At 62.1% G+C, this 25,793-nt stretch carries 25 protein-coding genes; 1 reads left to right on the forward strand and 24 read right to left on the reverse strand.

What is annotated here, in order from left to right; translation table 11 throughout:
* Window positions 1–9 precede the first annotated feature (9 nt).
* From IVA91_RS27720 to IVA91_RS27835, 24 genes are all read right to left on the reverse strand, one after another.
* On the reverse strand, window positions 10–1,695 hold the full coding sequence (locus tag IVA91_RS27720; protein WP_247459551.1) for a helix-turn-helix domain-containing protein: 1,686 nt from the start codon (window positions 1,693–1,695) through the stop codon (window positions 10–12).
* A 10-nt stretch (window positions 1,696–1,705) separates the two neighbouring features.
* The gene (locus IVA91_RS27725; protein ID WP_247459553.1) at window positions 1,706–2,026 is read right to left on the reverse strand and encodes a hypothetical protein; all 321 of its coding nucleotides are present in this window, start codon (window positions 2,024–2,026) and stop codon (window positions 1,706–1,708) included.
* A complete protein-coding gene (locus tag IVA91_RS27730; protein WP_247459554.1) occupies window positions 2,023–2,460 on the reverse strand; it encodes a hypothetical protein in 438 nt (145 codons plus the stop codon). Before IVA91_RS27730 ends, IVA91_RS27725 begins: the two co-directional genes overlap by 4 nt.
* 1 nt (window position 2,461) lies before the next feature.
* Window positions 2,462–2,833: a hypothetical protein gene (locus IVA91_RS27735; protein ID WP_247459556.1), complete on the reverse strand. Its 372-nt coding sequence runs from the start codon at window positions 2,831–2,833 to the stop codon at window positions 2,462–2,464.
* A 4-nt stretch (window positions 2,834–2,837) separates the two neighbouring features.
* Window positions 2,838–3,590 carry a hypothetical protein gene (locus tag IVA91_RS27740; protein ID WP_247459558.1) on the reverse strand — a complete coding sequence of 251 codons (753 nt, stop codon included), beginning with the start codon at window positions 3,588–3,590 and terminating at the stop codon, window positions 2,838–2,840.
* 65 nt (window positions 3,591–3,655) lie between these two features.
* Window positions 3,656–5,959: a DUF2961 domain-containing protein gene (locus IVA91_RS27745; RefSeq protein WP_247459559.1), complete on the reverse strand. Its 2,304-nt coding sequence runs from the start codon at window positions 5,957–5,959 to the stop codon at window positions 3,656–3,658.
* A 77-nt stretch (window positions 5,960–6,036) separates the two neighbouring features.
* Window positions 6,037–6,711 (reverse strand): hypothetical protein, encoded by a 675-nt coding sequence (locus IVA91_RS27750; RefSeq protein ID WP_247459560.1) that lies wholly within the window; start codon window positions 6,709–6,711, stop codon window positions 6,037–6,039.
* A gap of 6 nt (window positions 6,712–6,717) precedes the next feature.
* Window positions 6,718–7,056, reverse strand: a complete 339-nt coding sequence (locus IVA91_RS27755) for a hypothetical protein (RefSeq protein ID WP_247459561.1) — start codon at window positions 7,054–7,056, stop codon at window positions 6,718–6,720.
* Window positions 7,053–8,912, reverse strand: coding sequence for a hypothetical protein (locus tag IVA91_RS27760; RefSeq protein ID WP_247459562.1), 1,860 nt, complete (start codon window positions 8,910–8,912; stop codon window positions 7,053–7,055). Before IVA91_RS27760 ends, IVA91_RS27755 begins: the two co-directional genes overlap by 4 nt.
* Window positions 8,913–8,916: 4 nt before the next feature.
* Window positions 8,917–9,348: a hypothetical protein gene (locus tag IVA91_RS27765; protein WP_247459563.1), complete on the reverse strand. Its 432-nt coding sequence runs from the start codon at window positions 9,346–9,348 to the stop codon at window positions 8,917–8,919.
* Between the two features lie 4 nt (window positions 9,349–9,352).
* Window positions 9,353–11,617: a hypothetical protein gene (locus IVA91_RS27770; RefSeq protein ID WP_247459564.1), complete on the reverse strand. Its 2,265-nt coding sequence runs from the start codon at window positions 11,615–11,617 to the stop codon at window positions 9,353–9,355.
* A 3-nt stretch (window positions 11,618–11,620) separates the two neighbouring features.
* Window positions 11,621–12,277: a DUF6441 family protein gene (locus tag IVA91_RS27775; protein WP_247459565.1), complete on the reverse strand. Its 657-nt coding sequence runs from the start codon at window positions 12,275–12,277 to the stop codon at window positions 11,621–11,623.
* Between the two features lie 181 nt (window positions 12,278–12,458).
* Entirely contained in the window at window positions 12,459–12,884 is a 426-nt protein-coding gene (locus IVA91_RS27780) for a hypothetical protein (RefSeq protein WP_247459567.1), read from the reverse strand.
* Between the two features lie 76 nt (window positions 12,885–12,960).
* Entirely contained in the window at window positions 12,961–13,500 is a 540-nt protein-coding gene (locus tag IVA91_RS27785; protein ID WP_247459569.1) for a hypothetical protein, read from the reverse strand.
* 48 nt (window positions 13,501–13,548) lie between these two features.
* The gene (locus IVA91_RS27790; protein ID WP_247459571.1) at window positions 13,549–14,001 is read right to left on the reverse strand and encodes a hypothetical protein; all 453 of its coding nucleotides are present in this window, start codon (window positions 13,999–14,001) and stop codon (window positions 13,549–13,551) included.
* Complete coding sequence (locus IVA91_RS27795) at window positions 13,998–14,336, reverse strand: hypothetical protein (RefSeq protein WP_247459573.1); 339 nt, start codon at window positions 14,334–14,336, stop codon at window positions 13,998–14,000. Before IVA91_RS27795 ends, IVA91_RS27790 begins: the two co-directional genes overlap by 4 nt.
* A gap of 69 nt (window positions 14,337–14,405) precedes the next feature.
* Window positions 14,406–15,023: a hypothetical protein gene (locus tag IVA91_RS27800; RefSeq protein ID WP_247459575.1), complete on the reverse strand. Its 618-nt coding sequence runs from the start codon at window positions 15,021–15,023 to the stop codon at window positions 14,406–14,408.
* 101 nt (window positions 15,024–15,124) lie between these two features.
* Window positions 15,125–16,168 carry a major capsid protein gene (locus IVA91_RS27805; RefSeq protein ID WP_247459576.1) on the reverse strand — a complete coding sequence of 348 codons (1,044 nt, stop codon included), beginning with the start codon at window positions 16,166–16,168 and terminating at the stop codon, window positions 15,125–15,127.
* Between the two features lie 107 nt (window positions 16,169–16,275).
* Window positions 16,276–16,659, reverse strand: coding sequence for a head decoration protein (locus tag IVA91_RS27810; RefSeq protein WP_247459578.1), 384 nt, complete (start codon window positions 16,657–16,659; stop codon window positions 16,276–16,278).
* Window positions 16,660–16,711: 52 nt separating this feature from the next.
* Complete coding sequence (locus IVA91_RS27815; RefSeq protein ID WP_247459580.1) at window positions 16,712–17,665, reverse strand: head maturation protease, ClpP-related; 954 nt, start codon at window positions 17,663–17,665, stop codon at window positions 16,712–16,714.
* Window positions 17,666–17,679: 14 nt separating this feature from the next.
* Window positions 17,680–19,323: a phage portal protein gene (locus IVA91_RS27820; RefSeq protein WP_247459581.1), complete on the reverse strand. Its 1,644-nt coding sequence runs from the start codon at window positions 19,321–19,323 to the stop codon at window positions 17,680–17,682.
* 294 nt (window positions 19,324–19,617) lie between these two features.
* Entirely contained in the window at window positions 19,618–21,750 is a 2,133-nt protein-coding gene (locus IVA91_RS27825) for a terminase gpA endonuclease subunit (RefSeq protein ID WP_247459590.1), read from the reverse strand.
* Window positions 21,668–22,297 carry a terminase small subunit gene (locus IVA91_RS27830; protein WP_247459592.1) on the reverse strand — a complete coding sequence of 210 codons (630 nt, stop codon included), beginning with the start codon at window positions 22,295–22,297 and terminating at the stop codon, window positions 21,668–21,670. Before IVA91_RS27830 ends, IVA91_RS27825 begins: the two co-directional genes overlap by 83 nt.
* A gap of 69 nt (window positions 22,298–22,366) precedes the next feature.
* Entirely contained in the window at window positions 22,367–22,504 is a 138-nt protein-coding gene (locus tag IVA91_RS27835; protein WP_247459594.1) for a hypothetical protein, read from the reverse strand.
* A gap of 843 nt (window positions 22,505–23,347) precedes the next feature.
* On the opposite strand from IVA91_RS27835, the gene IVA91_RS27840 reads away from it, so the two are divergent.
* Window positions 23,348–25,777: a bifunctional DNA primase/polymerase gene (locus IVA91_RS27840; protein WP_247459596.1), complete on the forward strand. Its 2,430-nt coding sequence runs from the start codon at window positions 23,348–23,350 to the stop codon at window positions 25,775–25,777.
* Window positions 25,778–25,793: the final 16 nt, after the last annotated feature.

Here is a 25,793-nt window from a genome sequence, read left to right on the forward strand (position 1 = left end):
GCCGGTAGATCACGCGCGAAACTTTCCGGCCCACATGGTGAGGATTTGCCGGGCGCCGTTTTCGAAAGTGCCGATGTGCGAAATTGAATGCGCGCCCGGTCCCCGCATGTACGGGAATTTGGTCGAGCACGCACCGGCCGACAACGTGGCGTCCATCCACGTGGCCTTGTGGTCGTGGGCCTTGTTCGCAGGGCGCCCCAGCTTCTTCAGCGCCCGCGTGGAGCCACGCGCCCCGTTCGGGCCAAGGTGGCCGTGCAAGCCGCATTCGATGCCTACGAAGTCGCGCGTGCGGCAGATGACATAGGATTCATCTTCACCAAGGAAGCGGATGGCCTTCGGGATGCCGCAGCGCCGGAGCGCCCATTCCAGCACGTTGAAGTCCCGCTCCCCGTTGTCGATAGCTTCCAGCATCTTGTGTTGAAGGAGCGCGTAGTACCGGGCGTTTTCCGGGTCGCGCTCAATCTTCGCGGTGTTCAACCACACGTCCAAGTGTTGGTCGTGGTTCGAACGCACCACAAGCGTTTCGAGCCAAGGGCGATGGCCTTCGGTCATGAAATCCGCCGTAACTTGCATCTCGCCTTCCACGTTGCCTTCGTCGTTCACCCACTTCTCATAGGTGCGGTGGAAGTTCTTCATTTCGTGATGCGAGCGCGAGCGCATCGAAAACACGTCGTGCCAAAATTGCTTGCGCGGCGCCAGTTGGTCCAGCATGCCGCCGACGGCCCAAGCGAGTTGCCGGACCCAAAGTTCCATCTCCGCCGCGTGGATGTCGCCCCACGTGATCGCTTCAAGGAACGTGCGCGCTGGCGCCTCCGTGATCTTGATCGCGTCCACCTTGCCGCCTTCGATGCGCACGCCGCGATAGCCCGACGGGCCGATGTCGTACACCTCGCCCTTGTCGCCGATTTGCAGTTGGCGCACGTACCAATTGCCTCCCGCGTCCACTTCCACAAGCAAGGCGCCGTAACTGTGCTTGCGTTCGGCCATGATGCCGACCCGCTTTTGAATGTAGTTGCGCTGCGTGACGGTGCCAGTTGAATAGTTGAATTTCGTCGGTTCGTCGGCGAGCGACGCCACGGATTCCAAAGCGTGCTTGGCGTGCGGGATGATGTTGGACTTGCGGCCGTTGTAGTCTTCGAGTCCGGTGAGCGGGTTTGCCGCCGTCGGCAAAATGTTCATCTCGCCGCACCACACCAAGCCGGGCGCAAGCTCCAAGGACTCGTCCCGGATATACGGTTCAAGCTCCGGCGCGTACCACATCTTGCCAAGCGCGCCGCGGTCCGCCGCCTTCTCATAGGTGCCGCGCTTCACGGCCTTCGCGCCGTAGGCGTCCATTGCGTAGCTGTACGAACCCAAGATGATTTCGCACGTGCCGAAGCTCCGCAGCCATTCCGCGTATGCTTCCAAGTTCGCGAAGCCCGGGTGCGGGTGCGTGTTGTTCTGCACCGACGATAGGATGTAGCGCGCGACGCTCCTTCCCTTCGGAAGCGGGCGCTTGACGGCGCGCACGTAGTCCACGCGGCCGTCCACGATCTTGCCTAGCTGAATCCCCAGCTTCTTTTGCGCGACTTCAAGCCGGTAGTTGTATGTTTTGCGGGGGAGCTTCCGCAAGCGCGCGGCGGCGGACCGATTGCCGCCGGTCGCCACGTAGGCTTCCACGTCCTTCTTCAGTTCGTCGGCGGCAACTTCGGTCATGGCGCTACACTCAATTAAAATGCTGATCGAAATACTTTTTGAAGAAGAAGAGAATGACGCCGCCCACCAACGAAAGGAGCGCACCAAGCGCCGCAAGCCCCAGCTTGCCCGGCGCCGACTCCGCGCTCACCCGCATACGGTGCAAGAACGCCGCGTCTTGTTGGCTCTCCTTGATGCCTTCGGGTGTGATTGCATTGGTGCCTAGCTGAAGCATGAATTGCTTCATGGCCCGGGTAACGGCGCGTTTCGCCGCCTTCTCCGCCGTTGCCTCAATCGCCCGCAGAATCGCCGGGTCAATCTTGGGAGTAGCCACCTTCTTGCGCGCCGTCATCGTTCGCGCCTGTTGAAAAACATTTGGCCGACGGCCATTGCGCCACCCGTTCCAAAGATGCCGCCAATGATCCATCCGGCCCACGTCCCCACGGTCCCTTCAACCGGCGGCGTGAAGCCGTAGGTGCCTAGCACCCACATGCAAATGATCTTGTCCCACATCACCACCTTGGCTTGATAGAACATCCAAGGAGCCGCGAAGCCGCCCACGATGAACATCAGGAATTTGCTGTTTGCCACCGCGTTCAAAAACTGAATGCGTGTCTGCCCTTCGGCCACGACGCCCGAAACGATTTGCTTCGCCACGTCAACGTCACCGCCGACTCGGATCGCGACAAGCCGCACCTTCGCGTCGTAGTAAGCTTGCGTGAACGCGGTTACGCCGCTGAAGATCGCGGGGACCGCCTGAAAGAATGCAAGAATAGCGGTGAGCATGTCACGCCCCCTTGAACAGCGAACGCAAACGCGCCGCGATGATGACCGCCGAAATAATCGACATGACCAAGCCCAGCGCCTTCGGGTTCGTTTGCAACGCGTCGGCGATGCGCTGCTTTAGGTCCGGATCGCCAAGGAGTTCGGCCATGGGGTCCAGCGCTTGAAAAATCCAGCCGACGACTTGCGCGACATACGACCCGGCAAGAAGCGCGCTCTTGCCGCACGCGGCCCAAACCTTTTGCCAAAAGCCATCCGCCTCCGCGTACAGCGCTTTGAACTGCGGAAGCTCACGCAGCACCGGGCGCACGGCAAGGACGTACACCACAATGATGGTGGGGATGGTCAACAGCATCAGGGTTTGGGCCGACAACATGGCTTCAGACTCCCAACGCGGCCCGCGCCGCGCCTTGCGGGTCACTGGTATGGCCGGGGTCCACTTCGGGTGCGGGCTCCGGCGCGGCGGGAGACGCCGCCTTGTCCGCGTGTTTGGACTGCCACCACTTCCAACCGATGAAGACGACGAACGCGACGGCAAGGCCGATCGCGAGCGCGACACCGGGCGACATGCCCGAACCGGCCGCAGTGCCGCCCGACGTGGTGCCGACGGCGATTGCACCACCGAGCTTCTTGGCCGCGGACGCCACGGGCTTCACGCCGCCGAAGACCCGCCGTTGCGCTTCCGCGAAGTCGGAGTCCGGCGCCGGGTATTTCTTGCCCGCTTCATGCCAAGCCTGCGCTTTCAAGAACGCAAGGCCCATCGGCGAATTCAGAAACGCGTCGCTGATGATGGTATCGCGCTTCATGCCGGGCACGCGGTCGAGCACGAACTTGATGTAGGACTCAACCGAATTGCCGCCGGACCAAACAGCAATGGCAGCGGCGAACGGCTTGTTCCGATAACGCGGGCCGCGCCACAAATCGATTTGCGCGCAAATGCCCTGAATGTAAGTGGGGAAGACGGCGATGTGGTTGTTCTGCCCCTTCCCGTCGTTGAGCTTGACGTTCCCCGTCTCACCCCATTTCTTGGAGACGGCATTGCCGCCCCACATTGCGCCGGGGTTCTTGTAGCGGATCGAAGCGGGCTCATCCATGGGGAAATCCTCTTTTGCTAAACGCGCCTGCGTTTTCAAAATGAGGCCCGACTATGAGCACCGCGCCGGGGCTAATCCAGTAACGATTGCCCCGGCCCTTAGCGCTACGTCTCGGTGTAGTAATAGACCGTCACCCAAATCCGCGGGCCGCCCGCGGTCCACGCCACTTGCGACGTGTCGCCCACTTGCCACGTGATCACCAAGGACGTGTCGAAGGTGATAGGGTCCGCGAGATGGTAGCGATAGAAGGCGCGCGTCTGCGATGTCGCAACCATGGGACTCGCAAGACAGAAGCCGGTGCCAATCTCGCCGTTGGACGAAGACATGGCATCAAGGCCCGCGCCGTAGAAGCCAAAGCCGAAGTAGTCTTCGCCGCCGCTGGACTGATACTTCGCGACTTCGTAGGCGCTTCCTTGGTTCGTCCACGTCACGCCGCCGTCTGTGGTCGTCGCTCCGGCCGATGTCGCCCACGTCGGCGCGGAGGCTCCGGACGTGCCCGCCGTCGTCACGCGCTGCACGTTGCCGTTGGGGTCCAGAATGGACATGTTGGCCGCGAACGCCGCGGACGCTCGCCACACTTGATTGGGCGCGCCGGGCTTCTGCGTCCACGTCACGCCGCCGTCGGTCGTCGTGCCGCCCGCGGCTTGATTCCAAGTGGGCGTGGTGCCGCCGGTAGTGCCGCCGGTCGCAACCGTCTGCAAATTGCCGTTGGCGTCAATGATCTTGTCTCCCGCCGAAAACGCCGTGGACGCCTTCCACTTCTTCGTGGCGCTATCGATGTAGAACCGCCAATTGCCTTCCCACGCGGCGCCCTTCGGAGCCAAAGAATTGGGGAAGTCGTCTTGCAAACACCAAATGCCGACAAGGCGGCCCTTACCGATCACGTTGACCGGCATCAGCGTGGCGTTCGCCGCCGGGTTCACCAAAATGGTGTCCACGTGTAGGCGACGCGTGCGCGGCCAATCGTTGGCCACGCCCGTTTGGATTGTCGCTGTGCTCCACACGGTCATTGCTGAAGAAGAGCCGTTGACGATTTCGATTTTGACGTGAGATGCGAACGGAATCGGAAGCCGTGACATGTAGGACATCACGTTTCCGCCGTCGGTGTTCACGCTGAAGAACTTGCTTTGGAAGTAGCGGTTGGGAGCCGTCGCGCCGGTCATGTAGAGCGATTGGAAGAACACATCCAAGCCCACGGAGATGTCCGGGGTGCTATTGCCGTCAATGTAGATGTTGATCGTGCCGCCGGTTAAGCTCGCCCCATTGCTGTACTGCGCAGCGAACAGCAACGTATCGACGTAGCCGAACCCCGCGTAGTCAACAAGCGTCACCGTCGCCGAACCGGCAACAGATGCGTATTCCTTCTTCTGCGAGGCAATCGTCCCGGTCTTCTTGTCCGGCGAGAGAATATCCGCGGTGCCGCTGCCACCGCCGCCGCCGCCCGGCGCGCCCTCTGGACCCTTGAGATTGCCGACTAGGCCCCACACGCCCGACGCAAGCGCGTACACGTCGCCCGATGCGTCGTCCAAATACATGTCGCGGTCAGCCTGCCCGGCGATAGCGCCCGGCGCGCCGCTTCCGTTGTACCACAGCGATCCGCGCGCACCGTCGGCACCGGCCGGACCTTCAGGGCCGCCGGGGTCGCCTTGCGGCCCCTTGATGTTGCCCGTGAGAGACCACGCGCCCGACGCGCGCTTGTAAACGTCGCCGCTCGCGGTGTCCAAATACACGTCGCCGTCGGCCTGCCCCGTGATCGTGCCCGGCGCGCCCGTGCCTTCGTACCACAGCGATCCGCGCGCACCGTCGGCGCCGTCCGCGCCGGCCGGACCCGAAGGCCCCTTGATGTTCATCACCAAGGACCATTCCGAAGCGAATTCGTACACGTCGCCCGTCGTGTCGTCCAAGTACAAGTCGCCTTCGGCTTGGCCCGTGATCGTGCTGGGCGCGCCGCTCCCGGTATACCAACGTGAGCCGATGCCGCCGCCCGACGCGCCCGCGAGAATCAGCTTGTAGAACAGCCCGAGGCCGTTTCCAGACGTGGGCGAGAACACGCCTTCGGACGTGTGATTCTGCAAGACCAGATAGAGGCCGGACCCTTCGGTGAAATAGTCGTTCTTAAAATACGTGGTGTCGGGCGCCCATTGGTCGCGGTACGTGAGCGACGCAACCGGCAAGGTGTAGGGGCCGAACGTCGCGCCACCGTCAAGGTGAATGGTCATCACCCCTTCGGGCGTGACATCAATCGATGTGATTTCGTGCGGCTCTAATGCCGCCACGCTCTCGATGGCTTGCACAAGCTGGTAGAAATTCGAGTCCGCTTCTTCGGCAAGAAGCGGCGAGCCTTTGCCCGTGCCCCATTGGGCCGGGTCCGTCGTACGATAAACAATAGTAGGTGAAAACGGCGGCATGGGCTCTACATTCCTGCTAGGAGGGAAAGCCCGATTCCAACCGCCTATCGTGCTGCAAATCCAGTAACGAATGCCCTTTAGGTCACTGTGATTTCCTGCGTGGTCGCGTCGAAGGTGATAATTCCGGAAGCCGATGAAGGCCCGTTCAAACCATCCGCGCTCACGCCGCCGCTGGCCAAAACTGTTTTGATGGCCACCCCGGACCCGCCAACGCTCGCGCCCGTTTTGAAGTTTTCCAGTTTGACTAGCGCAACCGTGACGCCCGCAGCGCTAAAGCTCTCCACGCCCGCACCTACTTTGTGTTCGGCGTTCACGCTCGCCGATACGGAAAACGACGGGCCGACGGGAGTCACCCGCTGCACGTATCCGAGACCGGGCGGTGCAAGCGGCGTGAAGGGCGGGACGCCTTGCCGGTAGTTCGTCAACGACACGTGGTCCTTCACGTCCGTCTTGGTGAGCGTGTAGGGTTCGCCGCCAGCCGTGAAGTTCGGCACGTCGCCAGTAACGTCAATCCCTCCTTTGATTGACAACGTAACGTCGAAGCCCTCCGATAGATCAAGCAAGGAGCAATTAGCGTGCGCGTCGGATACCAACGCATACGAAGAATCCGATGGGCTCACCAAAAACGACGTAGTGACGGTCGCAGAAATCAAAATGTAAGTACCGTCACCCCAATTCACCAACTTGACATTTTGCCAAAGGTCCAAGCGGCCGGGGTCGTCCTTCGTCCCTTTGTAAATCGTCTGAGCCATGACTCGTCACCAATCGATTCCAATTGCGAGTTCTTCGCCGGTCGCGCGACGCTTGAACACCGCCTTGTTGATGCGTTCGATGTCCACATATTGCGTGTCGTCGTCCGGGTTCTGCACGCGCACGGTTTCCGTTTGCCTCCGCGACTTGTCTTCAATCCACGAAGCGTTGAAGCCGCTAAGCCACGGGTCTTCGCCCAAGTCGTAGTCCCCGGAGTTCTTCGCTTCCCACGTCAGCGTGGAGGGGTCGTCATCCGTGATGACGACGGCGGGTTGCGTCGGGGGCATCACCCGCGGCGCAAACACATCTCCGGCTTGGAAGGGGCGGACAACTTTTTCAAGACTCATGACGACACCACTTCGGCTTCAAGGTCGATTGTCTTCGGAATCTTCAGGGCCGTGGTTTGAACGTTGAAGGTTGTGGCGAACGGCCCGGACGTGATCGGCTTCAAGTCGATTTGGAACGTGCACGGGAATTCGTTCAACTTGTCGAAGACGGCGGCCGGTTCATCGGCCGACACCGGAATGGCCGCCTCTTGCGTGTCCCACGTGTTCGTCTTCGTCACCTTCTTAACGATGGAAGACGGCGTGAGGTTTTCGAAATCGAAGCCGCCGTCATCACTGTACGGCCCGCCCAAAATTGATTCGTACGCTACATCGCCCGGGCCGGGGATGACGTATTGCCCTTCGTAGCGTTGCCACGGCGCTTCCACATAGCCTTCTTCCACGTAGGTGGGCGAGCCCGCCGCCGACTCCACGGTGCCGCCCCGGCCGACGGAGCACGCCAGCGTCACGGCGCCCTTGAATTCGCCGCTATCGCCGTTGCCGGTGAGTTCGTAAGCTGTGATTTTGCCGCCCGCGACGGCGCCCGGAAGCCGGATGTCATGGAGTACAGCACTCTTGCGCAACGACAAGTCCGCGGCTACGGCGTCGGCGAAGGGCACCTCAAAGGCCACGCGCACGCAACGGGCGGCTGCGATCAACCGCGAGCGCGCTAACGCCAACAGATATTCGAGACTCTGCGCTCCGCGTTCCGTCGTGAAGTAAGAGCGCTTGACAACGGACCCGATGGGGAGCGCGCCTCCCGGATCGATAGCCGCCGCAACGTCTGATGACGCGAAGGACAGTTCCAAGTGCTCGCCGTCGTCGGGCTCCGTGATGACCTTTTGCACGTCGGCGGTAAGTGAGAACGACACCGTTTCCCCCTTGTCGCGCTTCGCGTCGTACGCGGCCGTGAGCTTGCCCAACCACGTTTGCTTCGCGACGCGGAGATACTTTCCGGGAAAGCGCGTGGCGAGCACGGTTTGCGGAAAGGCCCACGACGGGCACAGCACGTTCTTGCCTTCCCATGGGAGAAAGAGAAGGCCGGTAGCCTCATTGTTGCCCCAAGACCAAATCGACTTGGCACCGTCGATTTGCTGAATTGAGCTTGACCCCACTTTCCAGCCGCCGCCGAAGCTCGCGCCCGCCTTGGGCCACGCCTTCTCAAGTCCGTCACCCGTGTAGGTCACGATTGAGTAGGCGGCGCCGTGGTTGCAGTATCTCGACAAGTCCACCTCGCCCGCCGCGGCCTGCGTCCACGTAACGGTCCCGGTCACGTTGACGGTGCGCAGCGGCGAGCCCTCATAAGTGACTTGCACGGAGTCGTAGAACACGTTGCCTTCGTCAAAGGTCACGGTTCCGTCTTCGCCGTTGATGATGTCGGACGCGGACACCGCCAAGGTTTTGCGGTCGATAGCCCACAACTGCGGGCGCGACTCCAACACGCTGTCGGGGTCTTGCCGTGCGTCTTCGGAGAGCCACACGGGGTCCCAATACGGCGCAACCTTCATCGCTTCCGCGAGCGCGGCTTTTTGTGCGCCGAAGTCTTCGGGGCGCGCGACGAACTGAATCGAAACCGTCTCCTTGTCCAAGTCGTTAGGCATGCCGACGACGCGGCCGAAGAACAGCGGCGCCACATCAGCCAACAACGGCGCCGCGTCCGGGTCATAAACGGGGTTGAAAGCGAACCACGCCCACACATTGCGGCCGGGCGCGAGGAAGCCAACCTTGGGGTTCTCCACCGTGATCGTGAGCGTTGCGAAGTCACCTTCGCTGTGGCTAAGCGCGAAGTCGAAGATTTCTTCGTCAACGCGCATGTGTTCGGCGGCGAAGGTGGTTTCGTCCGCCGCCACCCACGCGAAATAGAAAGGCCCGTCCGCCATTGGATCAATCCTCTTCAAGCACCAACGACCACGACACCACGCGGCCGTATTCGTCTTCCTGCGTCGTGTAGGACATGACGCGCATCAACAGCGACGGGCGATAGAACGTATAGCTCCCGTCTGTGCGCGAAGAGCCCGCCACGGGCGTGCGTTGCGGCGCGCCGCCAGCGGTGGGGTAGGAAAGCTCCGCGACACATCCGACGGTCAACAAGTCGCCGGGCCACACGCCGTCCAGCGGCGGCGCGATCTGATCGCGGCTTGTGATGGTGGACGTGTACTTGCGAAATTGCGGTTGCGACAAATCGCGAAGCTTGCCGTTAATCGTACGGCGCAGCGACGCCGCCGCGTTGATGGGGTCCAGCGTCTGCGTGAGCCCGCGCGCTGCGTACGGGTTCATGCCCGGCCCGCTGATGGTCAACAAGGTTTCGTTGCTCATTGTCTTAGCCCCTATACCAATTCGGCTTGCGCCCGGCGCTGCGCACTTGCTTGCGCGTCGCGAAGCGTTCCAGCTTGTTCACGGTGTCGTCCGCCGCGGTGAGTCCGGTGAACTCTTCGCCACCAATCTGAAGCGTGAACGGACGGCCGCCGCTCGCGCCCGCGCCCACCATCACCGGGCCGCCCGCAGCAAAGCGCGGGATGGGCGGAAGGACGGCGCTGGCGACGCCACGCACAAGGCCGCCGCTGGCGAAGCCGCCGGGGTTGCGAAGCGCGTTGAGCGCTTGGAAGAAGCCCACGCCGAACTTCCGGACGGCCGCCGCGCGGACGACGAATTCACCATTGGAGAGCCACGACAAGATGGAGTCGCTTGTGCCGGAGCCCGGCCCGCGAATGTAGCCGCCGCCTGCGTGGGACTGCACGTCGCCGCCCCCGTCGGAGCCGCCGCCCACAGCGCTTGCAATCGCGCTGGCCACCGCCTTAGCTTTCGCGATGATGTCGGAGAAGAAGTTCACCACGGCGTCAAACCAGCTTTTGACTTGCGCAAGCGCGGTTTGAAAACCCGTCGTCACCGCGTCCACAATCGCGGTCATCATGTCGGCCGCGCCCTGCGTGATGCCGTTCCACGCGTCCGTGAAGAACTGGACGACCGCGGCCCACGCGTCGGAGACGGCTTGCCCGGCGGCGGTAGCCGCCCCCGTGATGCCTTCCCACGCGGCGGTTAGCACAGCGATCAAGGCCGCCGCGATGTTCTGCGCTCCTTGCATAAGTTGCGCGAGGAAAGCAAGCACGCCCGTGACTGCGTTGCCCGCAGCGGTCATGAAGGCGCCCCAGTCAACCTTCGTTAGCAGGATCGCGAGCGCCGCGGCGAGCGCACCAACCACGACCACGGCCGCGCCGAACGTGATGCCGAAGGTGGACGCAACGGCCGTTGCGAGCGCGGCAAAGACGGGGATGCCAGCACGCAGCACGTTGAACATAAGCTTGAAGAGCCCGCCCGACGTTGCCACGGCCGTTCCCATGCGGATGATGGCCCCGGTGGCGGCGCCGCCTCCGAAGAGCGTGTTAAGCAACTGCCCCACTGAAGTGATGATGCCACCAAGGGCGCCCCACGTCGCGCCAAGGGTGCGCGTCGCGGCCATCAGCAAGCGGATTGATCCGGTCATCTGCGCAAGAATTGCGACGATAACAATAGACCCGCCCGTGATGCGCGTGCCGAATACAGAGTTGATGACGCTCGCCAGCCCGTTGAAGAAGCCCACAACCTTCGTTACCGCCGGAACGATTTGGTTATTGAAGAAGTCGATAACCGCCGGGGCGGCCGCGATCAGGCCGTTAAACGTCGCAGCGGCGGCGGCGCCGATGTTCTCGAAAAACTTCCTCAGTTGCGGGCCGTTCTGGCCAATCAACGCTTCCAGTTTCGTGGACGCGTCTTGAAAGAATTTGTTGATTGCGCCGGAGTTCGCCGCGACCACGCCCGCAATGGTGTCAATGAGCTTCGCCGCCGCCGGGCTGAAGTTCGTAACGAACTTCTGGCGGATAGCGTCCACCTGATTTCCGAACTGGATTAGCGACGACAACAACGGGCCGCCGAATGTATCGGCGAGTTGCTGATACGCTTGCCGGTCCTTCAGTTGCTTTTGCAGCCGTTCGTTCTCTTCCTTCACGCGCTTTTGCGCGTCCGCCACTTGGTTAGCGACGCGCTGTTGTTCGAGGAAGTCAGTCTTGAGTTGGCGGACTTGCTGCGCATACTCCAAATATGTGATCTTGCCGGTTGCAAGCTGTTGGTTCAGCTTGCGGATGGCAGACTCCAAGTTGATTTGCGCCGTCTCCGCAGCCAACGCTTCGTTGTTCGCGTCAATCTGCGCTTGCGTCTGTTTCTCCAACGCGTCGTTCTGCCCGCCGACTTGCTTTGCAATGTTGCTCGCCGCCTTCGCGAGCCCGATGCCAGCCGCGGCGGCTCCCGCTGTCGCGATAGCCATACGCTGCGCAAAGCGGCCCACGGCCTGCGTAAGCTGGGGAAACTTCGACGTGAGGTTGCCGATTGAATCTTGCAAGTCTTTGAGGCGGCCGGAAAGCTCGCCCGCCCGCGCCGCCGCGGCGGTTAGATTCTCCGAACCCTTCGTGGCGTTCGCGAGATTGGCGCCTTGCGCCGCAGCGGTTAGACGCGTGAAGGCAAGCTCACCGGCCCGGCCGATGCCCTGAAGTTGGAGCTTGATTTCGTCGCCGCCGACAAGCTGGATGCGCTGCGTGATTGTCTTCCCGGCCATCGCTTACGCCTCCAACTGTGCCAAGTAGAGTTCCGGGAGCCGCGCCCGTACGGTGTCGGCGGCGCCGGAGAGGTTGAACTTTCGGGGCATGGTGACGGTGCGCACGCCGTAGAAAAGCGGCACGGACTGCACGGAGCCACGCTTGCCGGACAAGCCGCGGCGGAGCTTCGCCAATGACGCCTTGCCCGTGACGCCGCCACGCACCTTCGTGGCGAGCAACGGAGTCCTGCCCGGCCGCTTCAGCGTGAAAAGCTTCACGCCCCGTTGCGCGAGCTTGCGCGGCGTCGCGCGCTCGCGCCCGAGCTTCGGCACCGTGGGAAGCGCGATCCACAGCAAGCCGCCCTTGCCGTTGATGGTTCCGCCGCTCTCGAAAATGTCGGCGTACGGAATCTTATGGAAGCCGAACGCCGCCGCCTTCAGTGAGTACCCGCTCTTCGGATACACGTTGACACGCCACGCGTTTTGCCACCGCTTGGAGAAGCCCGCGTTTGCAATGTTGCTGCGGCCGACGGCTTTTAGCTGCAAACCCGCTTGCCGCACGGCACCCGTAGCGGCTCGCGTGATCTGTGAGAACATGGAGGGGTCCGCGTGCACGCGTGCCGCGATGAACGCCATACGCACCTCTTCGGCGACGTCGTTCACGCGGAAACGCATGCTCATTGGTCCAACTCCGCCTTAAGGTACTTCTGCACTTCCTTCGGATCGCCGCGCGAGGCCATCAAAGAACTGTTGATGAACTCCGCGCGCTCCACCTTCCTGCGTTGCTCCGCAATGAATAGCCATGCGGTCAACTGTCGGGGCGTGTAGCTCCACGCGTCGTCCGGCCGATGCCCGTAGGCAATCAACCGTTCGATGGCTGCGGCGAGTTCATACCCGGAATGCTGATAGATTCGACGCCGAGTCCGCCCATGATTGCCATGAGCGCGTCCGCGAAAGGGCCAACACCTTTGGGCATCGTCACGTCCACGATCTTCTTCAGAAGCTCCAACTGATCGCCCGCGGGGAGGTTGTGCGCGATGGCTTCGGCGCGCGGGTCGCCGGGGTTGCCGGTGCCCGCAGCCAAGATCGCGTCGATTGCGGCCGGAACTTTGGCCATGATGTCTTCGGGGCTCATATCCACCGGCTTGCCGGTGAGAAGCGCGCGAACTTCCGGAAAGCGGTCCAAGAGCACGGCGAAGCCCGCGGCGGAAACGCCCGTCACGGTGACTTCGGTGCCGTTGATGGAGTGGGAGGCGAAAGAGGGGGCTACGTCAAGAAGGCCGGGCATTGTCAAAATTCCTTGTTCTAAATTCTAGGGTGGGCGGAAGCCGCGCCCGGCAATTCGGGCGCGGCGGTCGTTGGCGTTAGGCCGACGGGTTGTCGCCCTCACCGCCGATGTGCGTCACGGTGCCGAACTTGCTGTTGACCGCAACCACGTTGCCGGAGACTTCAAGCTGGCCCCATTCGTCCGAAATCGGCGAGATGGCCGACGACGGCACGAACTCGACACGCAGGAAGTGCCACTCGTACTTCTGGCCCACGTCGTTGGTGCCGGTGAACTTGACTTCGCACGGAATGCTGTTCTCGCTGAAGATGTCGATAACAGTCTGACCGGCCGAATTGGTGGACGTGGAGCCAAGGAGCGCAATTGCCATGTTGCGCGTGGTCCACTCTTCCGCCGTGATCTTCAGCGTACCCGACTTCGAAATGACCACCGTGCGGTCCTTCGACTTGACGCCAGCCATGGACGAAAAATGGTCCAGCGTCTCAAGGTCCGGGGTAAACTCGAAAGCGGGACAGTTGCCCATGGGCGTGAAGTCCGCTTCGGCAAGGTCAAGCCGCTTCAGCGAAGCGATACCCTTGCCGATGGTGTAATTGAGAATGGACGGTGAAGTGGGCTCCATGACAGTTGCGCCTCCTTAGCGCTTAAAAATCGCGATTGATTTTCACTGTCATGGCAATTGCGCTGGCCGCAGCGCGTAGTTGAGCGCGAAGGCGAGTCCTAGATCGCCGGTCATCTCGCGCCCCTCACCGAGTGCGGTAGAGCATCCTAGGTAGCGTACATCACCGTTATGGCACAATTCCAGTAACGTTGCGTCCGTCAACACGGCTTTGATGACCTTGGCGCGCCACGTGTTGATTTCGGTGCCCAGCGCTTCGGTGTCGTTCGCGAGCGTCACGAAGATTTCGGGCGTAGCGGCCACGATCAGCGGGCCGCTCGCCGGACGGCCCCGGCCGAAGGCGGCTTCATCCGTCGCTTCGTCGCCGTCGAAGAGCCGAATAGCGGGCATCTTGTGTTCCGGCACCTTGGCGACGTTGCGGAACGCGTGTCCGCCCGCCGCTTCCGCCGCCGTTGTCAGCACGTCGAAGAGCCGCGCTAGAATCTTCTCCCGGGGGTCCGTCATGCGCGCTTCTTCTTCAGCAAGAGAATCACTTCGCCGTCCGCCTCGCCCTTCGGAGAGGGTTTCATCTGATGGCTTACGACCACCCACACGCCGCCGTTAATCGACAAGGCGGCGTCGTCCACGTCGTCCGGCGCCACGCCAAGCGCGGCAAGCTCGCGCATGCGCACGACGGCCGCGGGGGCAACCGTTTGCACCTCGCCGTTGCCGACGGGCAGGGCAAAACCCGCCGTCTTGTCCAGCGCGATCACGGGGCGGTCCACGGCGCCAATGGTGAGCGTGCACGGCACGCCCACGGTGATGTAGATCGGGTCAAGTAAGGCGGCTTGATAGTCCATGGGCTCCGTCCCGAATTGCGCCGGGATTGAAGCGGCCCCGGGCTGGGGATTCCAGTAACGAATGCGCCCCTAGACCACTTCGCTTAACAGCCGCTTCGGCCACCACGGCAACCGGCTATCCGGGGACGTGTTAACCACGTCCACGTTGCGTGCCTTCAGCGGCTCCACGATGGTGCGAAATTGGGCCATCTGCACGTCCCACGTTTGATTGCCGGGCTTGTTCGGCCACTTGTGCGGGGAGTGATGGTGCGACGAACCGTCCGGCGCTCGCCCCATGTCGGCGCCTAACAGCACGATCCGAGCCACGCCCAAATGCACCGCTAGATTCATCGCGCCTTGAAGGCTTGTCCGCTGCGTTGCCACGGTGTCCGGTGCGTCCGCGAGGCCGGGCGGTGGATAGATGCGCTTTACGCGCAACAAGCCCTCACCGGCCACGGATTGCGATGCTGCGACCACCCGGCCCTTGAAGGACCGCATGCCCGCTCGCGTCTTGTGGTCTTCCCACCATCGCGAGTCCGCGAAGAAGCAAAAGTCCGCGTCGGGGAATGCTTCGTACGACGAATTGACCACGATCACGTGGCGGCCCTTGAGCATGTTCAAGTTCTGCCGCCGAACGCTGGGGCCGCCCGCAATGATGTATGCGGTGGCCCCAAGCCATTCCGGCCGGACCGTGTAGAATTGCGACATGATGAACGCCCCAAAACAAAAGGGGCCGGGCGCGTGTCCCGCAGCCCGGCCCCTCCCCACCCAACGCAGCGCCCCCGCTCTGCGTTAGCTCTTCGCGCCCGTTACTTAACGAGCTTGATCAGCGTCTTGGGCCGCATGCACAGCGGAAGCGGGTTGGTCTGCGCTTCCACGTCCACGAACTTGTTGAACTTCGTGTCCGGTGCGAGCTTGGCGTAACGCGGAAGGCCAAGCGTGTTCACGGTCTCCATGTAGTCGGCCGGTGCGTAGAACTCCGAATAGAGCCCCGGCGCGCCGACGATGAAGCCGCGTGCTTCGTCGGTGTTGATGCCCACGGTGGTGTTGTCGTCGGTGCCGCGGTAGTTCTCCCACACGATGCCGCCGAACTCGAAAACGCCGAAGGCGTAGTTGTCGCCAAGGCGCCGTTCCTGTTCCGAAGTCTGCTTATAGACTTCCTTCACGTCGGGCTGCGAAACCAGCGCGTCGAAGAAGTTGTCGCCGCAGAACACCCACGGGGTCCAGCCCGCCGGAAGCACGGTCTTGGCGTTCCGCTGAAGGAAGCGCTTGATGACCTGACACTTCACGCGAAGGTCCGTCTTCTCCGACGCGAGGCCGTCAAAGTCCACATCGAAGACTTCGGGGCCGACGACATCGGCGGAGTTCTTGACGCCGAACAGTTCGAACAAGTCCGTAAGCACGGAGCCGTCCGAGTCGAGAATCTGGCCCATCAGCGCACCAAGGCGGTGATGCTCCAAGGTCAGGTCCAGACGCGAGGCCATCTTGCGCAGACGGCCGTTGACGACGGACTGCACGGTGCGCATCTGATCGGTGGTGCCGAACTCGCGGACCCCGATCACTTCATCGGCGCGCACGGTGTCTTCGATCTGAATGTGCGGGATGACGGTGGACCGCAGATTCCCCTTGTCGGCCTTCTCCTTCGGAGCCGGACCGCCGCGCGGCGAAGTCGGGACAAGCGTGAGCGCTTCGCCCTTGCGTTCGATCACGATGGACGTGGTGTTGACGCCTTCGGCCGTGCCCGCGAAAGCAAGCTCACCCGCACGGGACGGAACGTGGTCCACTTCGTTGATGGCAGCAATCATGCTGGTCAGCGAGAACGCGTCGTCGCCGAAAATATCCGCGAAATTCATGACAGTGTGCGCCTCCTAGCGCGAAAAATCGTTGTGCTGATTTCACTGTCATGGTGGCCGAAGCCTATCCGGGGCCTTGGCCCCGGATCAAGTAACGAATACCCCGCTTAGCGCAGGATGATGCCGAGCTTGGCCAGCGCGTCCTTCACGGCCGTGGTGGCCGCTGCGGCACCGCCGCCGGTCACATCGTGCAGCGTGACGGCCGACGCCTTCGCTTCGATGTCGCGGGCGAGGTAGACCACGCCCTTCACATCGGCGGCGGTGGCGTCGTGATCGCCCAAGACGATGCCGACAATGGCTTCATCGGAGACGCCCGCAGCGTTGGAGCCGGTGGCGGGCACAAGCTCCCCGCCGACAAGCTTCACCACGCGGCCGTCCTTCGCGACGTTGCCGGACGAAAGCGTGCCGACTTCGCGCGAGCGGGTGCCGTTCGCCTCCGAAACGAGAAACTCCCCACGGTGCTGGGGTTCGGTCTTAACAACGGTGGTCATGGCTCAAGATTCCTTTTCTGTTGAACCGGGTTGCAGTCTGTGGGCGAGCGCCTTAGCGCTTGCCCGACGCCTTGTTGAAGCGGTCGAAGATGTCCACCGGGTCCACGGTCTTGGCCTGAGACTGGCGTCCGTTGGTCGTGGTGTGGTGCGCGTTGGTCGACTCCGACTCGCCCTTCGCAGTGTCCGCGTCGCGGAGCTTGGCAAGCTCGCCGATGACATCGGAAACGGTCTTGCCGTCTTCGATGAACTTATCAGCAAGTTCCGCCTTGCCCGCGAGCTTGCACAGAGAGCGAATCTCCTTCGCCTCCGCGACAATCTCTTCACGGGTCTTCGTGGCGGAATCGCCGCCGTTGTCGCCGCCGCCGTTCGCGGCGTCATTCGTCTTGGTCGTCATGGTCTTTTCCTTCGAATGAGCCCCGAACGATTTCGGGACTTTGGTGAACTTGGCCACATCGAAGCGGGCGGCAACCTCCATCGGGTTGTCCACGCGATCCGCGAAGCCAAGCTTGACCGCTTCGTCAGCGGTAAGCCACGTTTCGGCGTCCATCATCTTCGCGATTTTTGCCGTGTCGAGTCCGGTGCGCTGTTGATAGGCGCCGCGGATGTTGTCGCGCATCATGTCCAGCACTTCGGCGAAGCTCTTGATTTGCTCGCTCTCGCCGACGACGCCGCCCCACGGGTTGTGGATCATCATGAACGAGTTGGAGGGCATCACGATTTCGTCGGCGGCCATCGGAATGACGGAAGCCATGGACGCCGCGAGCCCTTGCACGCGAGCGACTTTGTAGGCGGAGTGACGCGCCAGCATGTCGTAAATGGCAAAGCCCGTCGTTACGTCGCCGCCGTCGGACGAAATCAGGATGTCCAGATTGTCCACCGGCCCGACGCCCTTCAACGCGTCGTAGAAGCTCTGCGCAGAAACGCCCCACGCGCCGATGTCGTTATAGATTGCGATTTCCGCCGACGACTCGCCGTTGGCCTTCGCCCTGAACCAAGTCTTTGCCATAGTGGCCCCCTTGCTTATTCGTCTACGGTGACGCCCGGCGCGGCCGGTGCGATGTCCGCTTGATCGGTGCCGAAGGAATCTCCGTCGTCGGGCGCCACGACGATTGACGAAGACAGTTGAATGAAGGTGATGCCGAGTCCGGCCGCGCGGTCCTGATCCGCCTTAATCCGCGCGTCCACTTCCTCCGGGTCGTACCCTTCGGCTTCGATGACATCGCTTCGCGACTTGAAGCCAGAGTCCACCGCGAGCTTTTCGGCTTGCCGGTCCTTGAGCGGGTCAATCCACTCCCACTTCGGCGTAATCCACTTCACGTCCCGGTACTTCAGCGGGTCCGCGACGTAGAGCGTGGCCGTGAAGGTTTTGAAGACGGCATTGAGCACGGCGGTTTCAAACCACAGTTTCCACACCACGCGGCAGAATTGGAAAATCATCACGTGGTGTTGCTGCGCTTCGATCCGGCGCCGGAAGCCGACAAGGCCCGCGCGAATCGAACCGTAGGAAGTCATGCGTAGATCGCCGGTCATGTCGGCGTAGGTGGTGCCGAAGCCCGCCGCAGCGCGGAGAAGCGCGCGGTACTGGAACGGCTCATAGGTGGCGCCCACGTCGGCGGGCTCCGCAAATTTGATGTCCTGCCCCGGGCTCAAGTCCACGACCGCGCCGGGCTCCAAGCTGAAGTCGCCGCCGTCCACGTCGGACTCGGCGGTTCCAGCGAAGGGGTTCTCTTCGTCAGACACGCCGTCGCGGGTGACGAACGCGCCGAAGAGCGCGGCCACGCGCTTGCGCTCCAACTCCGCGTCGTCGTACAGGTCCAGCATTGCAAGCGTGACCATGCCCGCGAGCGTGTGCGGAATGCCGCGAATTTGGCCAGCGCGCACCGGGCGAAAAAGGTGCATGACTTCTTCGGCGGGCACGCGCGTCTTCTCGCGATTGCCCATCACGGCCGCGTCGTACTCGCCGGGGTGCTGGCGATAGAACCAATAGGCGACACGCGCGCCGATGGGCGAGAACTCGATTCCGCATTCGATGCGCCCGCCGGTCGGTAAGACTTCGTTGTGGCCGGTGTCCAACATCTCCGACGGCAACAATTGCAGTTGCATCGGTACAATGAGTCCATCTTCGCGACGGCGCGAGCGGAAGCGCACGAAGCATTCCCCCGCTTCGAACATCTCCGAAGCGATGGTGGCTTGCATGCCGTAGAAGTCCGACAAGTTGTCGGCGTCCATTTCGTCGGTGCTCAACCGCCACACGCGGTTAAGCTCTTCCCGGATCGCAGAGTCCTTGATCAGCGGCGACGGCTTGATGCCGGAGCCGACAAGCGCAGACACATACGCTTCTTTGGCCATCGCGGCGTAAGGGTTGTTGAGCGCGAGGTAACGCGAGCGCGCCACCACGTTCTTCCCGTACTTCCGAATCTGCGTGTTGATCGCGGCGGCGTTCGTCGGGATGGCTGTGAGGCGGCGCCCGGTCTTGCCCGCGTCCATGCCGCGCGTGAAGGTCCGGCGCGCCGGGGCGCCCACGACGCTCTTCGTCGCGGCGCGCTTCGGCTTCGCCGGGGCGGCCTTGCGTTGGATGCGCGACACGGCGCGCCGGGCAACGGCAACCTTCGGCTTCGCCGCGCTCTTAGCGGGAGCGCGCTTCTTCGCGGTGGGTCGCGACATGAACTAGAGTCCTTTGCACTTCTGCCGAATGTAGTTGACGCGCTTGCGCGGCGCCGTGCCTTGGACTGTCGCGAGTTGGGACTCTAGGTCCGCAATGATAGCGTTCATTTCCGGAAGACTCCGGAACGTCGTTTGGGTGTCGCCGTGCCGGACGGTTAGCGCGCCCGTGTCGCGGGCGCCGCGGAGGGCCGTTAGCTTCGCTTGAATCTGTTCCGCCGTTTCGGCCATCGGTTCGCCCCTGATCAGCGCGAACCGTACCGCAGCCGCAAAACCCGATTCCAGTAACGAATGACCCTACCCCACGAACGACGACCGGCGCGGCCCGCGCTGGCGAGGCGGAGGCGGTGCCGGGCGCTGCGGCTTCAAGGCTTCGTTGAGCCGCATTGCGGTTTCCGCTGTGCTGTCGCCGTCCACGTTCTCCGGGCGCTCTTCGTGTCGGTAGGCCGCGACCATTTGCGCCGCGCGTTCAAGGTTGAACTTGCGCACGGCGCGGAGCCCGGCGAGCGCGCCGTAAGCATACACGCGAGTGTCCAACGCTTCGTTGGCGTGGCCCTTCTTCGCAACCCACTTGCGAATGGTCACACCGGCCTTCTTCTCCAACACCAAGTTTTCCGACATGAGTTGATCGAAGTAGCCTTCCGTCCGGTCCGCCGGGAAGTGGCAGAAGCCGGGGCCGTGTTCTTCGACAAGGAGCTTTTGCCGAATCGATTCCTTCGCCGCGTTAACGCCAAGCATCACGGGCTTGTATCCGGTCTGCCGAGTCTTCTTCGGGTCCAGCTTCGGAATCGGCCAAACCGGCGACCACTGCCCGGAGCGATCCGCCGCGCCCTTGATGGCCCACACGTTGCGGCCGATGCGCGCGCGAGCGAACTTGTAGACTTCTTCCGGGTTGTTGCCGCCCGAGTCGATGCACGCCGCGCGGATCACCATTTGTCCGCCGCTCTCATGTTGGAACGGCGTGAGCAAGTAGGCGTCCAGTTCGTCCCACAGTTCCGGGCGCGCCGGGTCCCCGTGAAACACCTTGTAGTCCACCGACCACGACTCTTCGCCCGCGCCCCACGCGACGACTTCGCATTCCAAGCGGCCTTCGTTCACGGAGCCGCCGGTTTGCACGTCAATGCCCGCGGTCAAGACGACGCCGCCCGCCGGGACTTGAGCGCCGAACACCTCGCGCCGCGAGAGCAACGCGTTAGCTTCAAGCTTCTTCAACGCCGTGGTTTCGTACGGGAGTCCTAGCTGCGTGTTGTAGAACGTCTGTTTCGTCTCCGGGTCGTCCTTGCTCAACACCCACTTTTCCGCAAGCTCCGGGACGGTGATGAACGGCGAATGGAGCTTGCCCGCGTTGAAGCCCGCGTGCGCGTTCGGCACGGCCTTGTTGCCGCAGCGCTGGCAACACGCGTAGCCGACTTGGAAGCGCGAGTCCCACTTCCACTTGCGGGTCTTCAGCGGCTCTTGCTTTTCGTCGCAGCAAATGAACGGCCGTGTTTGCCGCCAGCGGATCGCGCCGGGCGTCGTGATGATTTTCATGCGCTGCGCTTCGGTCCACTCCGACCCGCAGTTTTCGCAGTACACGGCGGCCGTGAACGGGTAGTGCTCGCCGTCTTCGGATTTGTTCCATTGCACGTGCCTGAAGAAGTCCAACACCTGCGAATAGCGGCAGTGCGGGCACTCCACGAACGGGCGCCGTTGGTCCGACTCCAGATAGGATTTATAGATGCGCGACGTTTCAACCATCGTCGGCGAGCACGTGCGAATGTGCAAACTGTTGTTGGTGAGGTTGAAGGTTGACGTGCGCTCTTCGGCCAATAAGACCGGATCGCCTTCCTTCGTCGTTTCGTATTTGTCGATTTCGTCCAAGAGCGTGATACGAATCGCGCGCATGGCTAGGTTGGTGGGCGAGCCCGCCGACTCAAGCGCGAGGAAGCCGCCCGCGAATTCCTTGTACTGCAACGTATCGTCGGAAGAGCGCGACTTCGTGTCGCCTAGAATCGGTTGCAGCACCGGAGTCGCTTTTGCCATCGGCACCAAGCGCTCCTTGGAGAACGCCTTCACGGCGCCTTCCTTCGGCTGCGTCAACAGCATGGGGCACGGGTCAAGATGCGAGTAATACCCGATGACGTTTTCAAGAAGCGAAGTCTTCATCAACTGCGTGCACGACATGACCGTGATCGTGCGCACGCCGTGTTCCTTCACGGCCATCATGGGGCCGCGCGCCACCTCTACGCGCGACGTGCGCCACGGGCCGCCGATGGCTCCGGACGACGTGGACAGGCGCCGGTATTTGTCGGCCCACTGCGGGATGGTGAGAATGGGCGGCGGCTTCAGCGTTTGCCGCGCTGCTGCGTCAATCTTCCGAAGACCCTTCAGCACCATCGGGCGCGGCAAGAGACTCGAAGTCATCCGGGGCTTCGGCTTCGGAATCGTCATCGCTGCTAGGTTCGTCATCGGTCCAATCTTCCCGCTTGTCGCCGGACACGTCCGCGAACGCGTCCGCAATCGCGACCTTCATTGCGTCCTTCTGTTCCGGGGTGAGGCCGATCACTTGGGACTCCACCGCGAGGAAGCGCGAGCGCACCACCCCCAGCATGTCGCCAACGTAGGCCACCACTTCGTCCACCGGAATGAGCGTGCTTTCCTTCTCCGCAATCTGAAGCTCGCGGAGCCGGGCTTGCGCTTCCTTGTCGCGCGTCTTCGCGATGTCGAAGGAGCCGGAGTCTTCGTCGCCCGTCGCCTCATGGACCTTGCGCGCGACGTACCATCCGAAGAATTCGGCGGTGTTGATCTTCCAGCCGATCTTGCGCGAGCCCTTCGACACGAAGGGGGCGCCGTCGGCGAAGAGCTTGTCCAGCGTCATGGGCGCGAGGCCGCAGAACTTCGCAAGCTCCGACTTGTTGACAAGCATACCACGCGACGGCTGCGCAATCGGCGCGGCGTCGTCGGGTTCAAATTCGAATTCGTCGGCGGTGTCACTCATGGCCGCGAGTCATACGCGCGGACTCGGAGTCGATTCCAGTAACGAAAGGATTGTGCGTCGTACGATGCACTAACCCATGTGCATCCCGGAGAAGCCGTGCGCGGGAAGCGACGGCATGTCCATCACCTCGCGGATGACGAAGCCCGCCGCGATCAGGAAGGCGGCGAGGAAGAGCACGCACGCGGTGTCAATGACCCAAGCTCGCATCACGACGACTCCGTGTCCGGTAGGGCAAGCGGCCCGGTGTGTTCGTGATCCGAACCACCGGGCCGCCTCTCACGATGCCATCGGCCGTTTCCGCGCGGTGTTTGTCACTACCGGGTGGTTTCGATCCACCCACCGCGTGGCGGTAGTCAGGCATTCGCGACTCGTAGCCGACGGAGCGGCGCGCGATCCAGTAACGTTTGCGGCCTGATGCGCGAGCGCGCCAACATGGGCGCCCCGGTGAGGCATACCCTAAGCCGTTTCAAATTAATTTATAGCTGCGAAACGTCGGCGCCTCCGTTCTGCCCGCATTGCCGCGCGACGCAGAGGGACCCGCTCCTTCAAATTCAAATTAATTCGGCATGTGCATTGCTGAGTTGCCGACCATGCACTCGCTAACATCCAAATTAATTTGATGCGATGCATTGTATGGACTCGACCCATGCAAGCTTGTTGCCTCTAAATTAATTTGGTTACGCACCCGAAACCATTGGAGGATGAAACCCTCAAATTAATTCGGGATAAGGTGGCAATAGCGTTGTGCTGAGGTATGCACCCCGAACATAACGGCGCCTAGAACGTTGGGCTCTCAAATTAATTTCTAACGCCTAGCCCTCCGGAGCGTAGCAAGTAGCAAGGCCCAAACTCCCTATATATCCCCCTTCCCTCTCCTTCTATTTTTCAAAAGGGGTGATGATGTTATAAAGGAGTTAGCGTCCTGCTACGCTACGCGGGGCGCTGCACCCCTGAAATCATTGGACTTTTTGTCAACCTCGCGTAGCAGCGTAGCAGCGGATTCGTTTTTAGATTTGACTCAACCCGTTTTTCGAAATAGGAGTCCAGATCATGAAACACATCAATTCAGCCGCCCTCGCCTGCTACTCTGCTACGCACGGAACCCTAATTCCCCTCCACCGCTACGACGCAGAGAGCGCCAAACACGGCACCATCCGCAAGGACGGAAAGCGCCCCATCGACTCCAATTGGACCAAGCGCGAGTACAACTCCCGCGAGGTGCTGGCGTGGTGCCGGGAGACCAACCACAACGTGGGCGTTCGCCTGCCCGCCTCCGTCGTCGTCGTGGACATTGACCCGCGCAATGGTGGCGATGAAGGGTGGGAAAACCTGTGCTTGGAGTTCGGACTAGGCGACGTGGACAAGACGTGGCCTTGCGTCATCACCGGGAGCGGCGGCCGTCATTACTATCTGGCCAAGCCCGCGGACGTGCCGGTGGTGGACACGCTCAAGGACTTCCCGGGCGTGGAGTTCAAGAGCAAGGGCCGCCAAGTCGTCGCCGCAGGATCGATCCACCCCAACGGCAAATATTACGAATGGCGCGAGGGCGACGACCCCTCAGTGTTGCCCGACATCCCCAGCGAACTCCTTGTGCACATCCGCCGCCCGCAGCGCGCCGCGCCGTCGCAGGCCGGTGGCCAGCTTGATCAAGAGCAAGTCGAAAAGCTCTTGGCGAAGGTTGACCCGAAGCACTTCCGCGATCACGACCGCTGGTTAAAGCTCATGATGGGCTTGCACCACGCTTCCAGCGGCGACGCGCGGCAAGAGTGGGTTGATTGGTGCATCAGCGACCCGGACTACAAAGACAACGCCGAAGAAATCGGCCGCCGCTGGGATAGCCTCCACCGCCAGCGCGCGGAAGGCGTCGTGACCATCGGCACGGTCCGCCACATGCTCTCCGAAGAGGGCGCACTTGATGCGCTGCCGCCCGATCAGGACGCCGCGGTGGCGGAGTTCGCCGCCTTCGATGAAGAGAACGGCGAAGACGACGTGAGCGAAGAGCCCGCAAAGCCAAAGAAGAAGGCCAAGCCCCGCCGTGATGACGAAGACGACGGTGTAAAGCCGGAAGGCGAGTACGACGCAAAATCGTTGGGCGTGCTCCAAGACCTAAACGAGACCTACACCGCGACCTTCGAAGGCGGAAAATTCCGCGTCCTTGAGTGCAAGCCGGACCCGGTGATGAACCGCCCGACATGGGAGCGCTATAGCTCGCAAGACTTTGAGAAGTTCTTCGCCAACCGTCGCATTGAACGCGACGTGTCTAATCTGGCGAAGGGCGCATCCCCCACCGTGCAGTTAGGCAAAGCGTGGATTGAGTGGGAAGGCCGCCGCACCGTAAAGGGCATCGTGTTTGATCCGGAGCGCGAGCACGCGGGATGGCTGAATTTGTGGACGGGCTTTGCCACCGAAGCGAGCGTGCGCGGCACATGGGACCGGCTCAAAGAGTTGACGCGCGTTTGCCTCTGCAACGGTGACGATGCTGTCTATAAGTACGTGATGAATTGGATGGCCTACCTTTTCCAGCATCCGGGCCATCACGCCGAAGCGGCTGTTGTGTTCAAAGGCAAGAAGGGCATCGGCAAGGGCACGTTGGGCAACACGTTGGTGAAGCTCATTGGCCGCCACGCAATTAGCATCGGCTCGCCCGATATGCTCACCGGCCGCTTCAACGCTCACCTTGAAGACTGTCTCTTCTTGTTCGCGGACGAAGCGGTGCGCCCCTTCGACAAGGCCGCCGAATCCAAGATCAAGCACCTTATCAGCGAGCCGCTGATTCAGATTGAGCCCAAGGGCGTCAACGCGCACCACGCCAAGAACATGCTGCACGTGATGATGGCCACCAACGAAAAGTGGGCCATCAGCGCGAGCGACGACGAACGCCGCTACGTCGTGAGCGAGGCCAACGACAAGTGGGCGGGCAAGCACGACAAATGGGAAGCGCTGCAAAAGGAGATGCGCGAGGGCGGCTTCGGTCGCATGCTGCACGACCTGTTAAGCCACAAGCTTCCCGACGGTTGGCACCCGCGCCACATCGTCAACAGCGCCGGACTCACGGGGCAGAAGCTCCGCAATCTCTCCGCTATGCAAACCTTCTTGTTCAATGCGTGCTATTCGGGCATTTGGCCCACGCCCGTGTTGAACGAAGCGAAGTGGGAGCGCGGCCCCATCCGCTTCTTCTACGAAGACTTGCGCAATGCGTTTGGGGCGTTCTGCCGGGAAAGCGGCGTGTCCGCGGGCAACATGAACCGCAACAACACCGCCTTCTTCATCCAAGAATTCACCGAAGTCTTCAAGGACGCGAGCACGCGCTTGCGGCTGAAGGTCCCCGACGACTCCACGGTGAACCCGGCCGCCAGCGATGGCCGCGCCCAAGCCATCGAACTTCCTAGCCTTCAAGACTGCCGCTCCCGCTTCGATGACATGATCAAGGCGCCGACTGATTGGAATGAAGTTTACGAAGACGACTTCGACTTCAACTAAGCAAGGAAGACAGTGC

The sequence above is a fragment of the Bradyrhizobium sp. 153 genome (assembly GCF_023073835.1).
Classification (GTDB): Bacteria; Pseudomonadota; Alphaproteobacteria; order Rhizobiales; family Xanthobacteraceae; genus Bradyrhizobium.